Genomic DNA, 23,037 nt, shown 5'->3' with positions numbered 1-23,037 from the left:
CTTCTGTCTCTTTCGCCCCCTGCTCATTGACAGCTGCCCTCTTCGCCTTCGGGTGATCTGGTAGCCCCTGACTGCCATTAGCGAGGTGACGACATGGACCACTCACTCCCCCTTATCACCACCCTGGTAGGCGGCCTCGTGCTGGCCTACCTCTTCGGCATGCTGGCAAGCCGCCTGCGCATCTCCCCCATGGTGGGCTACCTCGCGGCCGGCGTGGTATGCGGCCCCTTTACGCCGGGCTATGTCGCCGACCTGCGGCTCGCCCCCGAGCTGGCCGAAATCGGCGTCATCCTGCTGATGTTTGGTGTCGGCCTGCACTTTTCCGTGAAAGACCTGCTGTCGGTGAAACACATCGCCATCCCGGGAGCCATCGTCCAGATAACCCTTGCGACCCTGCTCGGCCTTGGCCTCTCCCAACTGCTCGACTGGACCGTGACCGCCGGCCTGGTGTTTGGCCTGGCCCTCTCCACCGCCAGTACCGTGGTGCTGCTGCGCGCCCTGGAGAGCCGCGGCCAGCTCGACACCAACGAGGGACGCATCGCCATCGGCTGGCTCATCGTGGAGGATCTGGTGATGGTGCTGGCCCTGGTACTGCTCCCCATCCTCGCCAACCTGCAGCAAGGGGGCGAGGCACTGACCCCGGCCCAGGTGATGGCGGATATCGGCCTGACCCTGGCCAAGGTGGCTGCCTTCATCGCCCTGATGGTCATCGGCGGACGCCGCCTCATCCCCTGGCTGCTGGCCCGCACCGCCGCCACCGGCTCCCGCGAGCTGTTCACCCTGGCCGTCCTCTCCTGTTCCCTTGGCATCGCTTTTGGCGCCGTCAAGCTGTTTGGCGTCTCCTTTGCCCTCGGCGCCTTCTTCGCCGGCGTCGTGATGAACAGCTCCCATCTGAGCCACAAGGCGGCCAACGACACCCTGCCCCTGCAGGACGCCTTTGCCGTGCTCTTCTTCGTCTCCGTGGGCATGCTGTTCGACCCCGTCATCCTGCTGCGCGAGCCCCTGGCCGTGCTGGCCACCCTGTTCGTCATCGTGATCGGCAAATCGGTGGCCGCCTTCGCCATCGTGCGGCTCTTTGGCCACAGCCAGCGCACGGCGCTGACCATCTCCGCCAGCCTGGCCCAGGTGGGTGAGTTCTCCTTCATCCTGATGGGTCTCGGGGTCATGCTCGAACTGGTCCCCGGGGTCGCCCGGGATCTGGTGCTGGTCGGCGCCTGTTTCTCCATCGTGCTCAATCCGCTGGTCTTCAACCAGGTGGAGCGCTGGCTGAGGCGCCATCCCGAGCCACGCACCGATGAGTCACCTCACCTCTGCCCCTTGCAGGGCCATGTGGTGGTAGTGGGCGCCGACGAGATAGGTCAGCACCTCATCTGGCAGTTGCATGAACAAGGCAGGGAGATGGTGGTGATCGACACCGATGAGCGACTGCTGGCCCCTTGGCGCGCCATGGGGATCACCTGTCTGGCGGGCCATCCCATCCAGCAGGATCTGCTGACGGCGGCGCTGCCCAACGCCAGCTGGCTACTGATCACCCTGGATGACAGCCTGCTGGCCGGTGAGATAGCCATCAGGGCGCAGGAATACGGCGCCCTGATGCGCATCGCCGCCTGTGCCCACCAGCACGAGGAGGTGCATCATCTGCGCGTGCGCGGCGTGCATCAGGTGGTCAAGAGCGAGGAGGAGGCTGCGCGGCGACTCTGTCACCTCGCCATGGAGATGGCCTGAAGATCATCGGAAGTCACGAGCCCCCACGACGGGGCCAGACAAGAAGCCCGGGCCTGCTGCCCGGGCTTTTTGCATGACAGGGCGATACGGCCGTCCCCTCACAGCAGATCGTGCTTGTCCAGCAGGCGATAGAGGGTGGCCCGGGAGATGTCGAGCGTGCGGGCCACCTCCTCGAGCTGATCGGGGAAGCGGGCCAGCGTCCGTTGCAAGGCCTGACGCTCCGCCGCTTCGCGCACCGCCTTGAGCGAGCCGTCGAGCAGCAGGCTGTCCATGTTGGTCAGCTCCATGTCATCGGCTTCGATGAAGGGGCCGCTGCACATGACCACCGCCCGCTGCACCCGGTTGCGCAGCTCCCTCACATTCCCCGGCCAGCCATAGGACTGCATGGCCTGGCGCGCCTTGCGGGTGAAACTGAGCACCCGCCCGCCCCGTACTTCCGCCAGAATGTCATCGGCAAGGAGCTGGATGTCTTCCGCCCGCTCGCACAAGGCCGGGGTACGCAGGCGCACCACGTTGAGTCGGTAGTAGAGATCCATGCGAAAGCCGCCGCTGGCCACCGCCTGCTCCACATCGATATTGGTGGCCGCGATGATCCGCACATCCACACGACGCGACAGGTGGCTGCCCACCGCCTCTATGCACTGCTCCTGCAAGAAGCGCAGCAGGGTTGCCTGATCCTCCAGCGGCAACTCCCCTATCTCGTCGAGAAACAGGGTGCCGCCATCGGCGGCCTCTATCTTGCCTATCTTGTGGTGCTGTGCCCCGGTGAAGGCCCCCTTGACGTGGCCGAACAGCTCGGACTGGATGAGCTGATGGGGCATGGCCCCGCAATTGACCGCCACGAAGGGGCTCTCCTCCCCGAACGTGCTGTAGTGCAGCTCCCGGGCCACCAGCTCCTTGCCCGTGCCGCTCGGTCCCGTCACCAGTACGGGCAGGCGGCAATGCTGCAACCGCACGATCTGGTCGCGCAACTGGCGGATGGGGGTGCTCTCCCCCTGGATGAAACGCAGCTGGGGTTGCAGTCGGGGGCGGTGTCGCCGGATGAGGCGCGCCATCCCCAGGGCATGTCCCAGGCTGTGGGAGAGCCTGTCTCTGTCCAGGGGAAAGGTGTGAAAATCATGAAAACAGGCTGCCAGCAAATTGCGAAGGGCTTCGCTGGCGAGACAGTCCCGCTGGATGAGGCCGATCCACAAGGCGCCGGAGTGCTGCGCTATCAGGTTGTAGAGGGCTTCGTGCTGCTGATGCTCGATCACCACCAGCACCAGGGGATAGTCCTTTTCCTGCAGTTTTTTCTCTGCCACCACCAGGGAGCTTGCCTGCTCCACCTGCCACTCGCCTTGTTCCAGCAGGCTTTCCAGTACGGCACATGAATTGATGAGCAACAATGCCGTTTCTGTCATAGGGACAACTCCTTGTTATCACCACTGCACGAGGGAGTCTGACGCTGACGACTTATCCAGATAACTCCCTTTATCATCAAATGGCGCCGTTTAATATGGCCAGACGATGATAACTATAAACCATCCCGCCTTTAGACTGATGGCACCACAATATTGAGACGGCAAAAATATCGGTGAGAAAAAATAAACCCTTTGATAAATAAGCGCTTACTTGGCGACATAATATGTCGCTCTCAACATTGAGACATAAAAACAATCATATCAAATAAAAAACAGTTAAAAATCAAAGTATTGCCAATTGGCATGGTCGTTGCTCTCTCCAATAAGCCCTCCTGGCAGATGGAGACAGAACATGAAGACATATATTGCATTGGCAACATTTCCTTTTCTGGCATTTGCCACCCCCTCATTGGCACAAAACCGGGTCGATCTCGGTGCTCAGGCATTGAGCAATATTCGTGGTTCCATGGGCGTCAATATGGTTGCCGGTAATAACAATCAGCAAGGCAATCTTGCCGCCATCGCCATTTCGGGTCCTGCCGTCATTCAATTTGGCCAGCTGAATCAATCCACCACCAATCTGAACGGCAGCCAGAGCGTCGCCATCCTGGGCTCGGCCCTGAGCCAGAACCGGGGACTGGTCGGCATCAACCAAGGGGCGGGTGAGGGCAACCAGCAACTGAACGCCTTCGCCCTGTCCCTCGATGACAGCGGCCTGGGTGTCGTGACCGACATCAATCTCAGCTCCAGCGTCGCGAAGACCCCAGGGGGAAAGCCCCCCGCCAACACCACTACCAGCATCTATCTGGATGACACCGCCCTCACGGGCAGCAAGGGGGTCATTCAGGTGAACCAGGTCACGGGACAGGGAAACCAGTCAGTCAACATGGTTTCCCTGCCCCTGGCTGGCGCAGTAACGGCATCCCCATGATGCCGCAGGGATAGGAAGCCAGGCCCGGGGGTATCAGCCGATGGGCATATCTTCCGCTGAAAGTTCAATGGAGAGACTCATTATGCGTGGACTTATTTATAGCTCATTAGCCGCCGCGGTCATCATGGCCATGTCGGGCACTGCATCCGCCGATTACCGCGGTGACAGAGATGAGACAGGGGCAACCTTGACCAAGAAGGTCAAGGCAGAAGTCGATGTGGAATACGAAGGCAGGGTCAATGTCGGCGGCTACATCAACGTCAACAAACTCGGCATGGCCGTCGTGGACAACCAGCAGTCCAGTTCCATGATAGGCACCGCCAATACAAGAACGGAGAACACGAGCAAGATCGACGGCTCGTTCAAGGGTGCATCCGGTAACATCGGCGCCAACGTCGCAGCCGGTGACTCCAACGTACAGGGCAACAGCGCTTCCCTGGCCGCCTATGACGAGGTCGATGCCGAGTTCATCATGGGTCGTGGTCAACAACAACATGGCGCCCCTGGCGGATCGTCGGATGCCGAGGTCTTCTCCACCCAGAGCGCCAGCAACAACTGGACGACCAATCACGGCCATCAGAACAAGGCCGGTGTGGGCGATGGGGCCTTCAAGGATGCCGCAGGCAACATCGGGGTCAATGTGACCTCGGGCTCGGGTAACGTCCAGGCCAACAACATGGCAGCCTCCGTGTCCACCGGCAACATGGCCGTGGCCACCGTGGCCAACAGCCAGAGCGTCTCCAAGAACATGACCGAAAACCAAAGCCTGAGCGCAACCAAGACGGTTGACAAGGCAGGTGTGTTCCTCGGTCTCAAGGCTTGGGGCGATTACGAGGGGGGCGGTACCGGTCATGATGTCAAGAAAGGACATGGCCACGACAATGACAACGACAGGTACGGCAACAACAACCCGAAAGATGATGGCAAGTTCGAGTTCAAGGAAGAGGGTGACATCAAGCTCAGTGGGTACGCCGTCGGGTATATTCCCGTGGTCAACACCTACACCAGCCGCGAAACCTTCAACCGGGCAACCATCGATGGCGGCGCCTTCAACGGTGCCGTGGGCAACATCGGGGTGAACGTCTCCTCGGGGACCAACAACCTGCAAGCGAACAATCTCTCGCTGGCCGCAGGGTTTGCCAAGTAAGTCGATGCGAGGGGGCCCAGTGCCCCCTTTTTCCCTGACACTGGAGGTCTGAATGCGCTGGCTGTTGCTGTTGCTGTGCTGTCCTGCCGTCTGGGCGGGCTCGGTGCCACTGGGGGAGCATCTCCCGGCGCTGGGGGATCTCAACAAACCGGTACAGAGCATTCTGGAGCGCCGGTACGCCAACATCGAGCGCCAACATACGGATTTCAGCTGCGGGGCCGCCGCCGTCGCCACCATCTTGCGCTACGCCTACGGCCATGCAACCAATGAACGCTGGGTCATGGATGGCATGCTTGCCATGGCAGACCCGGAGCAGGTCAAGCATTACGGCTTCTCCATGCTCGACATGAAGCAGTACCTGCAAATGCTCGGCATGCGGGTCAGAGGGTATCGACTGGGCGATGAAAAACTGCGCCAGGTGAGGGTGCCCACCATCGTCCTGCTCAACATTCGCGGCTATCAGCACTTTGCCGTGCTGCGGGCCATCGATCGCCATGATCGCGTCTATCTGGCAGACCCGGCCCTCGGCAACCGGGTGATCACCTTCAAGGAGTTCAAGGAGAGCTGGAACGGCATCCTCCTCGCCGTCATCGGCGCGGGCTATCGTCCCGATGCCCCCCTTGCCAACCCCTCTCCCCCGCTTTCTGTCAGAGGCAAGGATGGGCTCTTCGCCCCGGTCAATGAAACATCCCTGCTGGAATTCGGTTTTCAGCACAAAGAGCTAATGTGAGGTCATCATGAATACCCGACCCGCCCTATGCCTCCTCTGCAGCCTGGGTGGCATCGCCTCTCCGCTGCTGGCAGCACCGGACCCGCTGGCCCATCTGTCAGACCACTTTGCGCCCGAACTGGCGGACGGGGAGCTGGCCCACCTGCGCGGCCGCTATGTCAGCAGCCATGGCATCAGCTACTTCGGCATCGAGTTCATCTCGTCACTGACCACGGCCCAGGCCCAGCAGACGGCGGCCATGAACCTGGCGCTGAGCATTGTGCAAAACAAGCCCAAGCTGGATGTGCGCGTCAAGGATGAGGTCAAGCCCGCGGCCACGCCCGCCAAGGAGGCCCAGGTGCAGGGGGCCGGGCTGGTGCAGGTCGTTCAACTGGAGGGGAGCGGCAACAGCTCGGTCAACCAGACCGGTATTGAACTGACCCCCCCCACCATGACGGGACACCTGGTTCAGGCGGGCAGCTACGAGCACCAGGGCGATCTTGGCACCGCCACCTACCGGGTCTCGGGGAATTATGCCGGCTTGCAACTACACTCTTCCGACGGTCAGGTTCTGCTGGAGCAGAGCCTGCGCGGTACCGACTTCAGCCGGGGGCTGCTGCAGTTCAACAAGGTCAGGGGGGACGGTTTGCAGACGCTCAATCAGACCCGCATCTGGTTTTCGCGCTGAGAGCAGGTGAGTTCCCGGGACTGAACTATAAGAAAGGATGATAAACAACAAGGACGTATCCCGATGAAACAGTCTCGCATGCTGTTGATTGCCCTCGCCCCCTTCGCCTGCTGGGGGGCCACGGCCGAAGAGGAGGCCCTGCAACAACAGCTGGATCTCCTGCGCCAGCAACTGATCCAGCAAAACCAGGCCCTTCATCAGCTCCAGGCTCGCCTGGAGGCCGTCAAGGCCGCCGGTGCCACGACGGCAACCGCCGGGGTCGGAGCCGGGGCCGCCGTCGCCTCCACCCAGCAGGACGCCTCACGGCGCACGCCGGAAGTCGGCCGCAGCACCGAAGACCTGATGATCGAACAGCACAATGTGTTCGACCGCGCCCTGACCGTCGATGTGGGCCTCTCCTATCAGCACTACAACCGCAAGGATCTCGCCCTGCGCGGCTTCCTCGCCCTGGACGCCATCTTCCTTGGCGAAATCAACCTAGATCGGGTTCGCTCCGATCAGTGGACGGCGGATGTCATCACCCGCTACACCCTCAACGATCGCTGGCAACTGGAGCTGGCCCTCCCCTACATGTTCCGCAACACGAACTACCAGAGCACCGGCAAGGAGAACTCCAGCCGCGACTTCGAGGAGCAGAGCGTCAGCGATGGCGGTCTGGGGGATCTCAGCCTCGCCATCTACTACAGGGTCATGGCAGAGAGCGAGGATTGGCCGGATCTGGTGTGGAACTTCCGGGCCAAGGCGCCGACCGGCAAGGATCCTTACGGCATTGAGGTCAACACCTCGGAATCGGGCAACCTGGTGACCCCCAAGGAGCTCGCCACCGGCAACGGGCTCTGGCAGCTCTCTACCGGCTTCTCCCTGGTCAAGACCATGGATCCCGCCATCCTGTTTGCCAGCCTCAACTATGGTCACAGCCTCAAGCAGGACTTTGACGATATCTCCTACCAGCCCGGCAACCAGCCCGGCAGCATCCAGCTAGGGGACTGGTATGAATATGGCCTGGGGGTCGCATTCGCCCTCAACGAACGCTTCAGCCTCTCCTTCAACATCAACCAGCGCGTCACCATGGAGTCCGAGCAGGGGTCCGAAGGCTTTGCCATGGAGAAGGTCACCGGCTCCGATGCCAACGCCGCCAGCTTTGGCATGGGGTCGACCTGGGCCATTACCGACAACCTCTCCATGGCGGTCAACTGGTCTGCCGGGCTCACCACGGACGCACCGGACTACACCATCGGGATCCGCTTCCCCTACCGCTTCTAGCCCCGTCAGGGCCCCGGCAGGTTGACGACAAAAAAACGAGGGAGGCATAACGCCTCCCTCTTCTTGTTGCCGCCAGCCTGCCTGGCGGGCCACCTTGTCATCACACCCCCAGGCGATCGCGCAGGGTGTACCAGGCGGCGCCGGCGGCGGTGAAGGGGATGCGCAGCAGGCGGCCACCCGGGAAGGGGTAGTGCGGCAGCCTGGCGAACGCATCGAAGCGCTCCGCCTGACCGCTCAGCACCTCGGAGAGCAGCTTGCCCGCCAGATGGGTACAGGTGACGCCGTGGCCGCTGTAGCCCTGCATGTAGTAGATGTTGTGACCGATGCGGCCAAACTGCGGCAGGCGCGACAGGGTGAGCAGGAAGTTGCCGGTCCAGGTGTACTCCACCTTGACGTCGGCCAGCTGCGGGAAAGTCTTGAGCATCTTGGGGATGATCAGCCGCTCGATGTCCGCCGGATCCCGCGCCCCGTAGACCACGCCGCCGCCATAGATGAGCCGGTGATCGCCGGAGGTGCGGTAGTAGTCAAGCAGGTAGTTGCAATCCTCCAGACAGTAGTTCTGTGGCAAGAGTGAACGGGCCCGCTCCTCCCCCAGCACCTCGGTGGCGATCACCTGGGTGCCGCAAGGCATGCTCTTGCTGGCCAGTTCCGGCACCAGATTGCCGAGGTAGGCGTTGCCGGCCACCACGATAAAGCGTGCCTTCACCGCCCCTTTGGCGGTCTTGACCAACGCCGGCTGACCTGGGGTGATGCTGGTGACGGCGGACTGCTCGAAAATAAGCCCCCCCTGCATGCGGATGGCTTCCGCCTCCCCCAGCGCCAGATTGAGAGGGTGAATATGGCCGCCGCTCTTGTCCAGCAGGGCGCCGACGTAGCGATCGCTCGCGACCACCTCGCGCACCCCGTCGGCATCGAGCAGCTCCAGCTGGTCGTTGCCCCACTTCTCCCAGCGCGCCTTCTGCGCCTTGAGTTCGTGAAGCTGCTTCTCGGTCTCGGCGGCAAAGACCCCGCCCTCCTGCAGATCGCACTGGATGTTGTAGCGTTTGATCCGCTCGCGGATGATCTGGCCCCCCTCAAACAACATGGAGCCGAGCAGCCTGGCCTGATCCGGCGGGCAGTTCGCTTCGATGGTGTCGATGTCGCGGCTGTAGGAGTTGACGATCTGGCCGCCGTTGCGACCGCTGGCGCCAAAGCCGACCCTGGCCGCCTCCAGCACCACCACCTTGTACCCCTTCTCCACCAGATGCAGCGCACTGGAGAGGCCGGTATACCCCGCCCCGATGACGCAGACGTCGCACTCCAGCTGCTCGGTGAGCGTGGGATAGGGCGCGTGTTTGTTGGCACTGGCTGCGTAGTAACTCTTTACATGTTCGGTCATGATCCCTGTTTCCTTACCGGTTCGTTTCCAACACAACGGGTTGTTCACATTAAAAGCTGGCCGGGGTGTGAGCGCTGACGATGCGGCAGACCTGCCCCGAGGGATTGCTGAAACTGTGGGGCTCGCCGGTGTCGATGACATAGCTGTCCCCGGCGCACAGTTCATAGGTCTGGCCGGCCAAGGTCAGCAGCACCGACCCTTCCAGCACGGTGCCCACCTCCTCCCCCTGATGTTTCACCACGCCGCCGGTGTCGGTGCCGGGGGCATAGGTCTCCAGCATGAAGCCGAGCTGGCGCCGATTGTTGCCGTTGTGCACCAGCTTCATGGAGACTCCCTGGCTGCCGAGCTCGATGAGCTGCTCCGCCTTGATCACCACGCTGGGCGTGCTCGCCACCTCCTCTTCGGCGAAGAAGCGCGACAACGGCAGCTCGTAGACGCTCAGCAGCTTTTGCAGGGAGGCCACCGAGGGGCTCACCTTGTTCTGCTCTATCATGCAGATGGCGCCGTGGGTCAGGCCGCTCAGCTCCGCCACCCGGCGCTGGGAGAGCCCGAGCTCCCTGCGGATCCGGGCGAGCCGCTCCCCCATGTTTCTCTCATGCTCCGCCAGGGGGTTGTCCGTCATGGTCCGCCACTGGACCTCGCCACGGGATTGCTCCATCGCCCACCTCCTTCCATGGTCATTCGAATACCTGGGGCCGACTGGTCAATATAGTGAGTCAGGCACGTCAGCCCCGTTCACTATCCTGCACAACCCAGGGCGTTCATTATTTTGCACACCCTGCGCAATGAAAACCGCTACAATCGCGCTCACAGCCCCATTTCTAGCATGTGACGCCCCGTTCACTCAAATATATTTAACACTTGAAAAACATTTCGGCTCATTTTATGGTCGTTACGTGCTTATTATTCTATACGGCGGTGCCCACATAAACGCGCCACCCAGACCCACTATCGAGGCCCCTTACATATGTCAGCATCACAACCTGCTCTCTCCCTGATCAAATCCCTGGCCTATGTCGACGGCCGCTGGTGCGAGTCCCTGGGCGGGCGCCGGTTCGAGGTCCTGAACCCGGCCACCGGCCAGGTCATCACCCAGGTGCCCGACATGGACGGGGAGGATACCCGCCTCGCCATCGCGGCGGCCCACGCGGCGCAACCCGCCTGGGCGGCCCTCACCGCCAAGGAGCGCAGCAGCAAACTCTACGCCTGGTTCGAGCGCATCATGGCCAACCAGGAGGAGCTCGCCCGCATCATGACCTGCGAGCAGGGCAAGCCGCTGGCGGAAGCCAAAGGAGAGGTGGCCTACGGCGCCAGCTTCATCCAGTGGTTCGCGGAAGAGGGCAAGCGTGCCTATGGCCGCACCATCCCCGGCTTCTCCGCCGATCGGCGCCTGGCCACCATCAAGCAGCCGGTGGGGGTCGTGGCCGCCATCACCCCCTGGAACTTCCCCATCGCCATGATCACCCGCAAGGCGGGTCCGGCGCTGGCCGCCGGTTGCACCATCGTCATCAAGCCCGCCGCCGAAACGCCCCTCTGCGCCCTGGCGCTGGCGGTACTGGCGGAGCAGGCGGGCATTCCCGCCGGGGTCATCAACATCGTCACCTCCCATCAGGCGAGCGCGGTGGGCAACGAGCTGTGCAGCAACCCCGTGGTGCGCAAGCTCTCCTTCACCGGCTCCACCCGCATCGGCAAACTGCTTATGCGCCAGTGCGCCGACACCATGAAGCGCCTCTCCCTGGAGCTGGGCGGCAACGCCCCCTTCATCGTCTTTGACGACGCCGACCTCGACGCCGCCGTGGCCGGGGCCCTGGCGTCCAAATACCGCAACGCCGGCCAGACCTGCGTCTGCGCCAACCGCATCCTGGTGCAGGCCAGCGTCTATGACGCCTTCGCCGAGAAGCTCGCCGCCGCGGTCAAGGCCTTCAAGGTGGGGGACGGCATGGGCGAGGGCGTCCAGATCGGGCCCCTCATCAACCCGGCCGCCGCCAGCAAGGTGGCCGAGCTGGTGCAGCAATCGGTCGCCGCCGGTGCCCGGGTGCTGGTGGGGGGCGACGCCCACCCCGCCGGTCCCCTCTTCTATCACCCCACCATCCTGACCGGGGTCACCCGGGGCAACCCCATTCTGGACGAGGAGATCTTCGGGCCCGTCGCGCCTCTGGTGCGCTTCGAGACGGAAGCCGAGGCCATTGCGCTTGCCAACGACACCCCCTATGGCCTGGCCGCCTACTTCTATGGCCGCGACATCGCCCGGGTGTGGCGGGTGGCCGAGGGGCTCGAATACGGCATGGTGGGGATCAACGAGGGGATCATCTCCACCGAGCTGGCCCCCTTTGGCGGGATCAAGGAGTCGGGGCTGGGCCGGGAAGGGGCGGCCGAAGGGCTGGAGGAGTACCTGGAGACCAAATACCTCTGCTTTGGCGGCATTCGCTGAGGGAGATGAAAGGGCAATCGCATCGTTAAAACAGATGCGTTATGACACAGCCCATCGTTTTTACAGATAGAAAGAGGGGGTCGCCGGTCACGACCGAGCGCCTTGTGGGCCCTGAGGGCACACCCGGGGCCCCCTTTTACGAACAGGCCGCCCTGCCCGAGGGCAGTTGGCGGCACACATATGGCCAGATGGCACAGGAATAGCGGGGCCCATGCCCCTCAGGGAGGAAAGATGAGTCATTCAAGCAACAACCAGCAGTGGCAGGCCCGCCGCGAAGCGGCCGTGGTCCAGGGGGTCGGCACCCTGCTGCCGGTCTTCATCGACCGGGCGCACAACGCCGAGCTGTGGGACGTGGAGGGCAACCGCTACATCGACTTTGCCTCCGGTATTGCCGTGCTCAACACCGGCCACAACCACCCCAAGGTGGTGGCGGCGGTGCGCGAGCAGCTCGAGAAGTTCAGCCACACCTGCTTCCAGGTCACCCCCTACTCCGGCTATATCGAGCTGGCGGAAAAATTGAATGCCCTGGTGCCCGGCCCCACCCCCAAGCGCACCCTCTTCCTCTCCACCGGCGCCGAGGCGGTGGAGAACGCCATCAAGATCGCCCGCGCCCACACCGGTCGCAGCGGTACCATCGCCTTCAAGGGGGGCTTCCACGGCCGCACCATGATGGGCATGGCCCTCACCGGCAAGGTGGTGCCCTACAAGACCGGCTTCGGCCCCTTCCCGGGGGAGGTCTATCACCTCCCCTTCCCCGCCGACTACCTGGGAGTGAGTGAAGACGATGCCCTGGCCGCGCTGGATCTCTGCTTCAGCGCCGACATCGAACCCACCCGGGTGGCCGCCATCATCATCGAGCCGGTGCAGGGGGAAGGGGGCTTCTACCCCGCCTCCGCCAGCTTCATGCAGCGCCTGCGCCAGGTGTGCGACCAGCACGGCATCCTGCTCATCTGCGACGAGATCCAGACCGGTTTCTGTCGCACCGGCAAGACCTTCGCCACCGAATACAGCGGTGTCGAACCCGACATCATGACGCTGGCCAAGAGCCTGGCCGGCGGCTTCCCGCTCTCTGCCGTGGTGGGCAAGAGCGAGGTGATGAACGCCGCCAAGCCCGGTGGCCTGGGGGGCACCTATGCGGGCTCCCCCATCGCCTGCGCCGCCGCCCTGGCGGTGCTGGAGGTGATCGAGGAGGAGCGCCTGAACCAGAAGGCCCTGGCCCAGGGGGAGCAGATCAAGGCACGCCTGCACCAGCTGGCGACACGGTTTGACTGCATCGGCAACATCCGCGGCCCCGGCGCCATGGTGGCCATGGAGCTGGTGAAGGAGGGGGATGCCGCCAGACCGGACCCGGATCTCACCAAGCGGCTGGTGGCCGAGGCGGGCAAGCGGGGGCTGGTGCTGCTGGCCTGCGGCGTGCGTGGCAACGTGATCCGTTTCCTCGCTCCCCTGACCGCCCCGGCAGCCATCGTCGACGAGGGGCTCGACCTGCTGGAGCAGGCCCTGTCCGCCTCCCTGGCCTGATCCGGAAAACCGCGTTCGCCCACGTGCAAAAAAATGCGTTTTTGCTCCCTTGATATGCTTGTCAAGGGGGCATCACGAATGCACAATGCGCCGCCGTATTCAAGGACCGTCCGCTCATCGGAGCCCGGTTCTTTTTTTGCGCCAAACAAATCCATAACGAGGCCGGAACAGACCGGAAATGATAACGAGGTGGCACGCCATCTCACGACACCCGCTTCTTAGTGAGGAACTCCATGGGGCATATCATCGCTTTCCTGCCGGCCCGCGCCGGTCTGCGCCATCCGTCCGCATCCCGGACTGGCGCCCCCACCGTGCAGGATGACCTCACCGTCAGCCTGATCCCGTCAGCCAGCCTGCGGGGGATCGCCTGATGCACCCGCACCCCGCCGGTCTGAAAAAAAGCCTGAAACTCTGGCACGTGGTCATCATGGGGCTGGCCTATCTCACCCCCATGGCGGTGTTCGACACCTTCGGCATCGTCACCGAGATCACCGAAGGCCATGTGCCGACCGCCTACCTGCTCGCCCTCATCGGCATGCTGTTCACCGCCATGAGCTACGGCCACCTGGTGCGCAAGTTCCCCTCGGCAGGCTCCGCCTACACCTATGCCCAGAAGGTGTTCCACCCCTATGTGGGTTTCATGGTGGGCTGGGTCTCCCTGCTCGACTACATGTTCATGCCCATGATCAACATGCTGCTGGCCAAGATCTACATGGAGGCCCTCTTCCCCGGCGTGGCCCCCTGGACCTACATCCTGGCCCTGGCCGCCGTCATGACCTTCCTGAACCTGCGGGGCATCAAGCTGGTGGCGAACTTCAACAGCCTGATCGTCATCATGCAGTTCAGCATCATCGCCGTCTTCATCGGCCTCATCGCCTGGGGCGTGAGCCACGGCGAGGGCCTCGGCACGGTGGCGAGCAGCCGCCCCTTCTTCTCCGAGCAGATGCACATCAATCCCCTGCTGACCGGCGCCTCCATCCTCTGCCTGTCGTTCCTCGGGTTTGACGCCATCACCACCCTGTCGGAGGAGACCCCGAACGCAGATCGGGTGATCCCCCGGGCCATCGTGCTCACCGCCCTCATCGGCGGCGTGCTCTTCATCTCCGTCTCCTACTTCCTGCAGCTCTTCTTCCCGGACATCTCCCGCTTCCAGCAGCCGGATGCGGTGCTGCCGGAGATCGCCCTCTATGTGGGCGGCAAGCTGTTCCAGGCGGTGGTGCTGGTCTGCACCACGGTGGCGGTGCTCGCCTCGGGGCTCGCCTCCCACGCCGGGGTATCGCGCCTGCTCTATGTGATGGGCCGGGATCGCGCCCTGCCGAGCCGCGTCTTCGGCTACATCCACCCCACCTGGCAGACCCCGGCTCTCAACGTGCTGCTGGTGGGCATGCTGGCCCTCTCGGCGGTGGCCTTCGATCTGGAGATGGCGCTGGCGCTCATCAACTTCGGCGCCCTGGTGGCCTTCACCTTCGTCAACCTGGCGGTGATTGCCCACTTCTATCTCAGGCTGGGTCACAACAAGACCCTGAAGGATCACCTGCTGTTCCTCGCCCTGCCCCTGTGCGGCGCCGCCTGCATCGGGGTGCTCTGGCTCAACCTGGAGCCCGCCTCCTTCGAGCTGGGGCTGATCTGGGCCGCCCTCGGCGCCATCTACCTGCTGCTGCGCCTCACCGTGTTCCGGGTCCGCCTCGGCCGCCCCGAGCAGGACGCCTCCTGAGCGAAACCGGCGCCCTCAGGGCGCCGGTTTCACATGGCGGCAAAGCAGGGTCCCGCCTGATGACAAGGTTGTCATCGACTTTCCGGCTGCGGTGGCGAAGTGATCGCTCACGGGGGGAACAAATTCCCCGCTGACGGCCTTTTTCACTTGTCTCCTCCCCCCCCTGAGGGCACAATACGGCGCCCCTTGAGAGCCGATGTTTCAACAACATCGGTTCTTTGCTTTTCTGGGGCACACCACCATTCACCAAGAGGCCGGCCATGTGCCGGAATTGATACCCAGATTGCCAAGCAATCTCCCGACGTTGTGAGGAAAAACATGGGGCATTTCACTGCTTTCCTGCCGGTCCCCGCCGGCGTGCGCCACGCATCTGTGCCACAGATGGGCGCCCCCTGTGTCCAGCGACGCGTTCCCGCGTCCCTGATCCCGTCCCATCTCGCCCACGGGGCCTGTGCAGAGGAGAAAGCGTGATGGCCGGTGCCAAGCTGCTCAAGACCCTCACCCTGTTCCAGGTCGTGGTGATGGGTCTGGCTTACCTCACGCCCATGGCGGTATTCGATACCTTCGCCATCGTCGGTGACATCACGGATGGTCGCGTGGCCACCGCCTACCTGCTGGCGCTCGGCGGCATCCTGCTGACCGCGTTCAGCTACGGCCACCTGGTGCGCCGCTTCCCGTCCGCAGGCTCCGCCTACACCTATGCCCAGAAGGTGTTCCACCCCTACGTGGGCTTCATGGTGGGCTGGTCTTCCCTGCTGGACTACATGTTCATGCCGATGATCAACATCCTGCTGGCCAAGATCTACCTGACCGCCATGTTCCCCACCGTGGAGCCCTGGATCTTCATCTTCGGTCTGGTGACCGTGATGACCTTCCTGAACCTGCGCGGCATCAAGCTGGTGGCGAACCTCAACGGCTTCATCGTCTTCATCCAGATCGCCATCATCGTCACCTTCCTCGGCCTCATCGCCTGGGGCCTGAGTCACGGTGAAGGGGCCGGCACCCTGATGAGCAGCCGTCCGTTCCATGTGGAGTCTGCCAGCATGCTGCCGCTGTTTACCGGCGCCACCATCCTCTGCTTCTCGTTCCTGGGCTTCGACGGCCTGAGCTCCCTCTCCGAAGAGACCCCGAATGCCGGCAAGGTGATCCCCCGTGCCATCGTGCTGACGGCCCTCATCGGCGGCATCATCTTCGTCACCGTCTCCTACAGCCTGCAGCTCTTCTTCCCGGATCTGGCCCGCTTCAAGGAGCCGGACGCCGTGCTGCCGGAGATCGCCCTCTACGTGGGTGGCACTCTGTTCCAGAGCGTGGTGCTGGTGTGCACCACCGCGGCCGTGCTCGCCTCCGGCATGGCGGCCCACGCCGGCGTGTCGCGCATCCTCTACGTGATGGGTCGCGATCGCATGATCCCGGAGCGGGTGTTCGGCTATATCCACCCCACCTGGCGCACCCCGGCCATCAACGTGCTGCTGGTGGGGGCCCTGGCCCTCTCCGCGGTCTCCTTCGATCTGGACATGGCCCTGGCGCTGGTGAACTTCGGCGCCCTGGTGGCCTTCACCTTCGTCAACCTCTCGGTGATCGGCCAGTTCTGGGTGCGCGAGAAGCGCAACAAGAGCCTCAAGGAGCACCTGCTGTTCCTGGTGCTGCCGCTGCTGGGGGCCGCCACCATCGGCGCCCTCTGGATCAACCTGGAGCAGAGCTCCCTGGAGCTTGGCCTCATCTGGGCGGGGATCGGGGTCACCTACCTCTTCCTGCGCCTCGCCGTGTTCCGCATCCCCTTCCGTCAGTACGAGGAAGCGGCCGACGGCCAGTAAGCCATCTCGATCGCAAGATGCAAAGAGGGGAGCCCACGGGCTCCCCTCTCTTGTTTGCACGACGCATCGCCTTCTGCCGGGTTTCCCCTCAGTAGGTGCCCGTCTTGCGCAGCACGGCGCGGCCCGCCGCCTTGGCGGGATCGTCCACCACGTTCTCGACTCGCTGCTGGGTGTTCTTCGCCTTGTTGTAGGTCTCGCCCACACCGGCAGCCTCGGCGGCCTTGCGCTTGGCGTAGTCACCGGGATTGTCCACCGCATTCTCGACCCGCTGCTGGGTGTTCTTGGCCTTGTAGTAGGCGTCATCCACGCCGGTGGCCTGGGCCGCCTTGCGCTTGGCATAGCCAGCGGGATCGTTGACCGCGTTGTCCACACGCTGTTTGGCGCTCTGCGCGGAGCAATGGCTGTTGACCCCGGTCGCGCTGTTGACGGCCGAGCCGATCGCCACGTCTTTGGAGCTGCAATCGGAGGGCAGCACGGCGGCATGAGAGGAGAGAGAGGCCATCGCCAGGGGCAGGAGAAGAAGGGACCAATGTTTCATGACAGACTCGCAATTACTGATTAAATGACGAGGCAGTCTACTCCCATTGACTGAGTGGCGGCACAGGATCCACCAGTGGATGGCACCCCGTCCGTCAGTTTCTAACGCATTCCTACATTCCACAGACCAATTCACTTAAAACAACAAAACAGTCAGAGTTAATCACTACACTCCCATCTGGCCCGCCAATCCCGAGCCCCCTGTCACCAAAGCATCATAAAAGTGTCACTTTGTCATATTTCTGTCATAGAGCACTGCTGTAATGCGCCCGTCCAATTCAACGCAGACGTCCCAAGAGGCACCATGCAAAGCAAACCGTCATCCCCGCAGACCCGCGCTACCGGCCCCCTGTTCAACTGGCTAGCGGTGATCACCTTTGTTTACCTGATCCTGGTCGCCGTCGGGGCCGTCTCACACGGCTTTAAAGGGTTCTCCGGCGGCGCCGAGGGCGCGGCCCAGATCTTCGCCTTCGCTAACAACCCCTTCGTCGCGCTGCTGCTCGGCATCCTGGCCACCGCCCTGGTGCAATCCTCCAGTACCGTCACCTCGGTGATCGTCGGCCTGGTGGCGGGCGGCCTGCCCATGAGCATGGCCATCCCCATGGTGATGGGGGCCAACCTCGGTACCACCATCACCAACACCATCGTCTCCCTCGGCCATATCCGTGACAGGGGCGAGTTTCGCCGCGCCTTCGCCGCCGCCACCGTGCACGACTTCTTCAACCTGCTGGCCGTCTTCATCTTCCTGCCGCTGGAATTGATGTTCGGTCTGCTGCAAAAGAGTGCCGAGTGGCTGTCCGGTCTGCTGATGGGCTCCGCCGACATGTCCATGAAGGGCATGGACTTCATGAAGCCCCTCATCTCCCCCTCCCTGGATCTCATCGACAGCGCCGTCGCCTTCCTGCCGGGCAAGGGCCCCGCCATCGCCACCATCGTCATCGGCATTCTGCTGATCCTCGGCTGCGTTACCGCCCTTGGCAAGGTGCTGCAACGGGTCATGGTGGGCCGTGCCAAGGAGCTGCTGCACAAGGCCCTGGGCCGTGGTCCCCTGACCGGCATCGCCTCCGGCACCCTGGTGACCGTCATGGTACAGTCCTCCTCCACCACCACCAGTCTGATGATCCCGCTGGCGGGCGGCGGCGTGTTCAACACCCGTCAGCTCTACCCCTTCACCCTGGGGGCCAACATCGGCACCACCATCACGGCCCTGCTGGCGGCCACCGCCATCAGCGGCGCCGGCGCCCAGCTGGCCTTGACCATCGCCTTCGTGCATGTGCTGTTCAACGTCTTCGCCGTGGCGCTCATCTATGGCGTGCCCTTCCTGCGGGAATTGCCCATCAAGGCCGCCGAAACCCTGGCCCGGGTTGGCAGCGAGAACAAGCTGCTGGCGCTGGGTTACGTGGCCGGGCTCTTCTTCGCCCTGCCCGCCCTGATGATGGTGGCCGTCAAGTAAATCCGAACCGGGGGCATCATGCCCCCGGTGCCTTGCCCGTCCGGTCACATCCTCCGGCATCCCCCCTCGCCCTCCCTCCCCGGCTGGGATAAGATGCCCCTTCATTGCACTCTGATTTCAAGGAACAGGAAAAACCGATGAAATTCATTCTGATAGCCCTTCTTATCGCCGGCGCCGCCTACTACTTCTACTCCAGCAGCAACAACCGGAAGCTGGCGGAAGAGAACGTGCGCAAGGGGGCCGAGTTCCTCGCCAGCAACCAGGAAAAACCCCTGGTGACCACCACCGCCTCCGGCCTGCAGTACGAAGTGCTGACCCCGGGCACTGGCACCGTTCACCCCACCGCCACCAGCAAGGTAAAGGTGCACTACGAGGGCAAGCTGCTGGACGGCACCGTGTTCGACAGCTCCGTCGCCCGTGGCGAACCCATCGAGTTCGGCCTCAACCAGGTGATCAAGGGTTGGACCGAAGGGGTGCAACTGATGGTGGAAGGGGAGAAGACCCGCTTCTACATCCCCGCCAACCTGGCCTATGGCGACAGAGCCGCCGGCAAGATCCCGCCGGGCTCAGTCCTCATCTTCGACGTGGAGCTGCTGGGCATTCAATAAACCCGCACTGGGCCCGCGTTGATCTTGGCGGTGGCGCTGCGGGGCATCCCGTCAGAGGCCACGTCCGACGGACCCTGATCACAACGCCGGCGCACTGCGCCGGCGTTGTCGTTTCTGCCCCGATCTCCCTCGCCCTGATGCCAGACTATCAACCAAAAGTGAAGAGTGCTTATCCATAAAGCCTGATTGTTAACCCATCAATAGGGGCAGATAATGACCACATCGTCAGCGGCATGTCGCCCTGGCCTCGGGTTGTCGGTGCGCCGCGCGCATCGGCACAACGCATATGGAGTCTGTCATGTCTATCGCCCCTGTCTGGTTCATCTCCCACGGCGCCCCGGATCTGGTCCTGCGCGATCAGCCCGCGACCCGGTTCCTCAAGCAACTGCGCCTCGAGGGTGCCAGAGGGCTGGTGGTGATCTCGGCACACTGGTTCAGCCGAAGCGAGCTGCAGATCAACGTCGAGCCCAACCCGGCCCTGATGTACGACTTCTACGGTTTCCCCGAGCCCCTCTACCAGATCCGCTGGCCCGCGACGAGCCCGCAATGGTTGCAGGAAGCGGTGAGCGATCAGCTGCTGCTGGCCGGCCTGCCCGCCACCCCGGTGCGCCGCGAGCTGGATCACGGAGTCTGGTCCCCCCTCTCCCTGATGGATCCGGACAGTGAACTCCCCCTGGTGCAGATCGCCATCCCGGCCAGCTTCACCCCGGCCCAGCTGTGGCAACTGGGGGAGGCATTGCAGGGGCTGCGCGAGCAAGGGATCGGCATCCTCGCCTCCGGCGCCATCACCCACAACCTCCGTGCCCTCGGGCCGGACGGCTCGCCGGTTCCCCAGTGGGCGAGCCAGTTTGCCCGCTGGCTGGAGCAGACCATGGCAGAGGGAGACAGGGGAGCGCTGGAAGATTACCGGGCCCGGGCGCCGGGCGCGGTGGAATCCCATCCCCATGACGATCACCTGCGCCCCCTGTTTGTGGCGCTCGGCGCGGCGGGGGCCGACAGACCCCGAAAGCTGCACGACAGCTGGGATTACGGCAGCCTCTACATGGGGGCCTACCAGTTCGGTTGAGGGCGGGGCGGCCAGGCCGCCCTGCTTGCCGTGCTGCCGCCGACGCGCGTGGCGAAATAGCGGACTCGTTATAGCCATTTTCCGGTAGAATGGCCGCCATTGGATGAGGCTTGGCAGGGATGGCTGTCGCGTCGGGTGGCTAGATGAACCTATATCGAACACTGATCCTGCTCTGTCTGCTCTGCCTTCAACCTGTGCAGGCCCTGACCCTGCACAGCCGCTACGATCCCGCCCCGCTGCCTCCCCGCTGGTCGGAGGCGGAGCTCGGATGGCTGCGCCAGCAGTCCCAACTGCGGGTCGGCATCCTGCAAGAGGACTACCGCCCCTTCACCATGATCGCTCGCCAGCGCGTCGAGGGGCTCAGTGCCGACTACATCGACCTGCTGGCCCGGATGCTGGACAAACCCGTTGCCCTGAGCGCCTTCCCCGACAAGGCGCACCTGCTCCGTGCCCTGGCACGGGGGGAGATACACCTCGCCAGCCTCGGCAATCTCACCCTGGCGGACAGTGACACCCGGGCGATCCGCCTGAGCACCCCCTATTTCAGCAGCCCCCTCGTCTTCTCCGTGCCCAGACGTTATCGGGGGGCACTGCTCACACCGGGACAGCGGGTGGCCGCCGTCCGGGATCAGATAGACAGGGCGCGCTTTGGCCGCTACTACCCCACTCTCACCCTGGTGACCTATCCCTCCAACATGGAGGCGTTCGATGCGGTCTTCTTCGGCCGCGACGACATCCTGCTGGGGGATGCCCACGCCACCCACTACCTCAACAGCGAGCGCTTCGACAACCTTCGCCAGCGGGGCGAGGCCCCGCCCGAGCTCGCGCCTGCCGAGTTCCGCTTTGCCGTCCCGGCCACCGAGCCCGCCCTGCTCAGCCTGGTCAACCGGGGGCTGGCGGCCATCGACGACCGGGCGCGCAACACCCTCTTCACCCAGTGGAACGGGCCCATCCGCGATATGAACGAGCGAAGCGCCGATCTCTATGATGCCGCCGAGCGGGCCTGGATGCGGCAAGCGCCCCCCATCAGGGTGTGGCTGATGGACAACCTCTACCCCTATGGCGCCCTGGATCATGACGGCCAGCTGGTCGGCATGACGGTGGACATGCTGGACAAGATCCGCACACGCACCGGCCTCACCTTCGAGTTCGTGCGGGCAGACTCCGAGCGTCAGCTGGCAAAAGCCATGCAGTCAGGCGCCATCGACCTCATCGGCGCCATCTCCCAGCAGGTGGCCGAACACTACGGGCTGCGCACCTCGGTGCCCTACGCCACCGACAACATCTATGTGATCCTCACCCGCCAGGAGGAACAAGGGATCGACACCATCCGGCGTCTGGCGGGCAAGACGGTGGCGATGACGCGCCATGTGCCCCTCGCACAGAGACTGGAGGGCAGCCGCATCACCCAGGTGGAGAGTGCAGCAGAAGCGATGGAGGTGCTCGCCCAGGGACGGGTGGATGCCGCCATCGTGCCCCTCTATTTTGCCCGCCATGCGCTGGACAATGATCCCCAGAGCCCCCTGCGCATCGCCGGCCCCGCCGATGACGAGCCGATCCGGATGGGGTTTGCCAGCCTGCCCGGACAGGGGATGCTGATGGGGATCCTCGACAAGACCATCCTCGCCATCCCCCCCAACGAGCTCGCCATGATGAGTTACGAGTGGCGCAACCGCAAACTGCCGGTGCCCGGCTTCATGGATCGCCACGCCCACATCGTCTACCTGGTGTTCGTGGGGCTCCTCACCCTGGCGCTGGTGCTGCTCTATCGCAACCGCATGTTCAAGCGGATGGCCAGCGCCGAGCAGGCTTCCCGCCAGCAACTGGAGGCCCATGTCAGGTTCATCCGGGCGCTGGGGGAGAGCCTGCCCCACCCCATCGTCGTGCGGGACAAGAGCGGCAAGGTGCTGCTGTGCAACAGCAAATACCTGACCCAGCTCGGCGCCGAGCCAAAGGCCATCCTGGGTCAGCCCTTCGCCCAGGGGCTGTCAGGGGTGCTCGATGCAGGCAGCATCGCCGTGCTGGAGCAGGACTTTGCCAGGGTATTGCAGGAGGGGCAGCCCATCTTTGCGGATCGCCTCTTCCATCACAGGGGAACCCAGAGCGACATCTATCACTGGATGGTGCCCTATTTCGACGGGGAGGGGGCCATCAGCGGGGTGATCGACGGCTGGATAGACATCACGGACCGCAAACGGCTGGAAGAGGCGCTGCGCGAGGCCAAACAGCAGGCCGACAGCGCCAGCCGAGCCAAGAGCGACTTCCTCGCCACCATGAGCCACGAGATCCGCACCCCCATGAACGCCATCCTCGGCATGCTGGAGCTGGCCACCGAGGATCCCGCTCTCAGCCGTCACAGCGGCGAGCTGCTGCGCATCGCCGCCGACTCCGCCAACGGCCTGCTGGATCTGCTGGGGGACAGCCTGGATATCGCCTCCATAGAGGCAGGCCAGATGACCCTGACTCCCACCCCCTGCGATCTCGCGCCCCTGCTCTCGTCCGTCACCCGGGTCTTTGCGGGCATGGCCGAGCAGAAGGGGCTGACCTATGAGGTCAGGCTGCCTGACACCCCCATGCCAAGGGTGCTGATCGATCCCCTTCGCCTGCGCCAGATCCTCTTCAATCTCATCGGCAACGCCATCAAGTTCACCG

General features: G+C 63.6%; 19 protein-coding genes. 15 read left to right on the top strand and 4 right to left on the bottom strand.

The annotated features are described in order from the left end of the window. Positions 1-93: 93 nt before the first annotated feature. Complete coding sequence (ybaL, locus tag BN1120_RS03380; protein ID WP_039039338.1) at positions 94-1,725, top strand: YbaL family putative K(+) efflux transporter; 1,632 nt, start codon at positions 94-96, stop codon at positions 1,723-1,725. Between the two features lie 98 nt (positions 1,726-1,823). On the opposite strand, the gene BN1120_RS03375 is transcribed toward ybaL, so the two are convergent. After that, positions 1,824-3,125 (bottom strand): sigma-54 dependent transcriptional regulator, encoded by a 1,302-nt coding sequence (locus tag BN1120_RS03375; protein ID WP_039039337.1) that lies wholly within the window; start codon positions 3,123-3,125, stop codon positions 1,824-1,826. A gap of 352 nt (positions 3,126-3,477) precedes the next feature. Between BN1120_RS03375 and BN1120_RS03370 the strand changes: the two genes are divergently transcribed. From BN1120_RS03370 to BN1120_RS03350, 5 genes are all read left to right on the top strand, one after another. Further along, entirely contained in the window at positions 3,478-4,056 is a 579-nt protein-coding gene (locus BN1120_RS03370) for a hypothetical protein (protein ID WP_223302574.1), read from the top strand. A gap of 187 nt (positions 4,057-4,243) precedes the next feature. After that, positions 4,244-5,203, top strand: coding sequence for a hypothetical protein (locus BN1120_RS03365; RefSeq protein ID WP_010673558.1), 960 nt, complete (start codon positions 4,244-4,246; stop codon positions 5,201-5,203). 52 nt (positions 5,204-5,255) lie between these two features. After that, positions 5,256-5,933 (top strand): C39 family peptidase, encoded by a 678-nt coding sequence (locus BN1120_RS03360; protein ID WP_039039335.1) that lies wholly within the window; start codon positions 5,256-5,258, stop codon positions 5,931-5,933. Between the two features lie 7 nt (positions 5,934-5,940). Beyond that, entirely contained in the window at positions 5,941-6,600 is a 660-nt protein-coding gene (locus BN1120_RS03355; protein WP_042014746.1) for a hypothetical protein, read from the top strand. 63 nt (positions 6,601-6,663) lie between these two features. Beyond that, the gene (locus BN1120_RS03350) at positions 6,664-7,863 is read left to right on the top strand and encodes a transporter (RefSeq protein WP_010673555.1); all 1,200 of its coding nucleotides are present in this window, start codon (positions 6,664-6,666) and stop codon (positions 7,861-7,863) included. A 100-nt stretch (positions 7,864-7,963) separates the two neighbouring features. Here the strand turns inward: BN1120_RS03350 and BN1120_RS03345 are convergent, their stop codons facing one another. Next, positions 7,964-9,241, bottom strand: coding sequence for an NAD(P)/FAD-dependent oxidoreductase (locus BN1120_RS03345; RefSeq protein ID WP_042014744.1), 1,278 nt, complete (start codon positions 9,239-9,241; stop codon positions 7,964-7,966). Positions 9,242-9,290: 49 nt separating this feature from the next. Beyond that, complete coding sequence (gene puuR, locus BN1120_RS03340; RefSeq protein ID WP_042014743.1) at positions 9,291-9,899, bottom strand: HTH-type transcriptional regulator PuuR; 609 nt, start codon at positions 9,897-9,899, stop codon at positions 9,291-9,293. A gap of 309 nt (positions 9,900-10,208) precedes the next feature. Between puuR and BN1120_RS03335 the strand changes: the two genes are divergently transcribed. The 5 genes from BN1120_RS03335 to BN1120_RS03320 all read left to right on the top strand — a co-directional run bounded on the left by BN1120_RS03335 (position 10,209) and on the right by BN1120_RS03320 (position 16,721). Continuing rightward, positions 10,209-11,672 (top strand): NAD-dependent succinate-semialdehyde dehydrogenase, encoded by a 1,464-nt coding sequence (locus BN1120_RS03335; RefSeq protein WP_010673552.1) that lies wholly within the window; start codon positions 10,209-10,211, stop codon positions 11,670-11,672. Between the two features lie 231 nt (positions 11,673-11,903). Beyond that, positions 11,904-13,193, top strand: coding sequence for a 4-aminobutyrate--2-oxoglutarate transaminase (gene gabT / locus BN1120_RS03330; RefSeq protein WP_042014742.1), 1,290 nt, complete (start codon positions 11,904-11,906; stop codon positions 13,191-13,193). A gap of 233 nt (positions 13,194-13,426) precedes the next feature. Continuing rightward, positions 13,427-13,564, top strand: a complete 138-nt coding sequence (locus BN1120_RS21510; protein ID WP_164882979.1) for a hypothetical protein — start codon at positions 13,427-13,429, stop codon at positions 13,562-13,564. Further along, entirely contained in the window at positions 13,564-14,907 is a 1,344-nt protein-coding gene (locus BN1120_RS03325; RefSeq protein WP_041214747.1) for an APC family permease, read from the top strand. The genes BN1120_RS21510 and BN1120_RS03325 overlap by 1 nt, the downstream gene beginning before the upstream one ends. Positions 14,908-15,377: 470 nt before the next feature. Continuing rightward, complete coding sequence (locus BN1120_RS03320) at positions 15,378-16,721, top strand: APC family permease (protein ID WP_039039328.1); 1,344 nt, start codon at positions 15,378-15,380, stop codon at positions 16,719-16,721. 88 nt (positions 16,722-16,809) lie between these two features. On the opposite strand, the gene BN1120_RS03315 is transcribed toward BN1120_RS03320, so the two are convergent. Further along, positions 16,810-17,259 carry a hypothetical protein gene (locus tag BN1120_RS03315; RefSeq protein ID WP_127464653.1) on the bottom strand — a complete coding sequence of 150 codons (450 nt, stop codon included), beginning with the start codon at positions 17,257-17,259 and terminating at the stop codon, positions 16,810-16,812. A gap of 303 nt (positions 17,260-17,562) precedes the next feature. Between BN1120_RS03315 and BN1120_RS03310 the strand changes: the two genes are divergently transcribed. The 4 genes from BN1120_RS03310 to BN1120_RS03295 all read left to right on the top strand — a co-directional run. After that, positions 17,563-18,711: a Na/Pi symporter gene (locus BN1120_RS03310; RefSeq protein ID WP_042014740.1), complete on the top strand. Its 1,149-nt coding sequence runs from the start codon at positions 17,563-17,565 to the stop codon at positions 18,709-18,711. 137 nt (positions 18,712-18,848) lie between these two features. Beyond that, entirely contained in the window at positions 18,849-19,319 is a 471-nt protein-coding gene (locus tag BN1120_RS03305; RefSeq protein ID WP_010673545.1) for an FKBP-type peptidyl-prolyl cis-trans isomerase, read from the top strand. A 298-nt stretch (positions 19,320-19,617) separates the two neighbouring features. Continuing rightward, a complete protein-coding gene (locus tag BN1120_RS03300; RefSeq protein WP_042014739.1) occupies positions 19,618-20,385 on the top strand; it encodes a DODA-type extradiol aromatic ring-opening family dioxygenase in 768 nt (255 codons plus the stop codon). Between the two features lie 143 nt (positions 20,386-20,528). Continuing rightward, positions 20,529-23,037, top strand: a 2,509-nt coding sequence (locus BN1120_RS03295) for a transporter substrate-binding domain-containing protein (protein ID WP_042014738.1), incomplete at its 3' end; no start/stop codon positions are given.

Origin of the sequence: Aeromonas caviae (assembly GCF_000819785.1) — a bacterium.
GTDB classification, from domain to species: domain Bacteria; phylum Pseudomonadota; class Gammaproteobacteria; order Enterobacterales; family Aeromonadaceae; genus Aeromonas; species Aeromonas caviae.
This window is presented reverse-complemented; position numbering and strand designations above follow the sequence as displayed.

Excerpts from the sequence above, each read along its gene's own strand:
- ybaL (WP_039039338.1), top strand. The coding sequence starts at position 94 with ATGGACCACTCACTCCCCCTTATCACCACCCTGGTAGGCGGCCTCGTG.
- BN1120_RS03375 (WP_039039337.1), bottom strand. The coding sequence starts at position 3,125 with ATGACAGAAACGGCATTGTTGCTCATCAATTCATGTGCCGTACTGGAA.
- BN1120_RS03370 (WP_223302574.1), top strand. The coding sequence starts at position 3,478 with ATGAAGACATATATTGCATTGGCAACATTTCCTTTTCTGGCATTTGCC.
- BN1120_RS03360 (WP_039039335.1), top strand. The coding sequence starts at position 5,256 with ATGCGCTGGCTGTTGCTGTTGCTGTGCTGTCCTGCCGTCTGGGCGGGC.
- BN1120_RS03355 (WP_042014746.1), top strand. The coding sequence starts at position 5,941 with ATGAATACCCGACCCGCCCTATGCCTCCTCTGCAGCCTGGGTGGCATC.
- BN1120_RS03350 (WP_010673555.1), top strand. The coding sequence starts at position 6,664 with ATGAAACAGTCTCGCATGCTGTTGATTGCCCTCGCCCCCTTCGCCTGC.
- BN1120_RS03345 (WP_042014744.1), bottom strand. The coding sequence starts at position 9,241 with ATGACCGAACATGTAAAGAGTTACTACGCAGCCAGTGCCAACAAACAC.
- puuR (WP_042014743.1), bottom strand. The coding sequence starts at position 9,899 with ATGGAGCAATCCCGTGGCGAGGTCCAGTGGCGGACCATGACGGACAAC.
- BN1120_RS03335 (WP_010673552.1), top strand. The coding sequence starts at position 10,209 with ATGTCAGCATCACAACCTGCTCTCTCCCTGATCAAATCCCTGGCCTAT.
- gabT (WP_042014742.1), top strand. The coding sequence starts at position 11,904 with ATGAGTCATTCAAGCAACAACCAGCAGTGGCAGGCCCGCCGCGAAGCG.
- BN1120_RS21510 (WP_164882979.1), top strand. The coding sequence starts at position 13,427 with ATGGGGCATATCATCGCTTTCCTGCCGGCCCGCGCCGGTCTGCGCCAT.
- BN1120_RS03325 (WP_041214747.1), top strand. The coding sequence starts at position 13,564 with ATGCACCCGCACCCCGCCGGTCTGAAAAAAAGCCTGAAACTCTGGCAC.
- BN1120_RS03320 (WP_039039328.1), top strand. The coding sequence starts at position 15,378 with ATGGCCGGTGCCAAGCTGCTCAAGACCCTCACCCTGTTCCAGGTCGTG.
- BN1120_RS03315 (WP_127464653.1), bottom strand. The coding sequence starts at position 17,259 with ATGAAACATTGGTCCCTTCTTCTCCTGCCCCTGGCGATGGCCTCTCTC.
- BN1120_RS03310 (WP_042014740.1), top strand. The coding sequence starts at position 17,563 with ATGCAAAGCAAACCGTCATCCCCGCAGACCCGCGCTACCGGCCCCCTG.
- BN1120_RS03305 (WP_010673545.1), top strand. The coding sequence starts at position 18,849 with ATGAAATTCATTCTGATAGCCCTTCTTATCGCCGGCGCCGCCTACTAC.
- BN1120_RS03300 (WP_042014739.1), top strand. The coding sequence starts at position 19,618 with ATGTCTATCGCCCCTGTCTGGTTCATCTCCCACGGCGCCCCGGATCTG.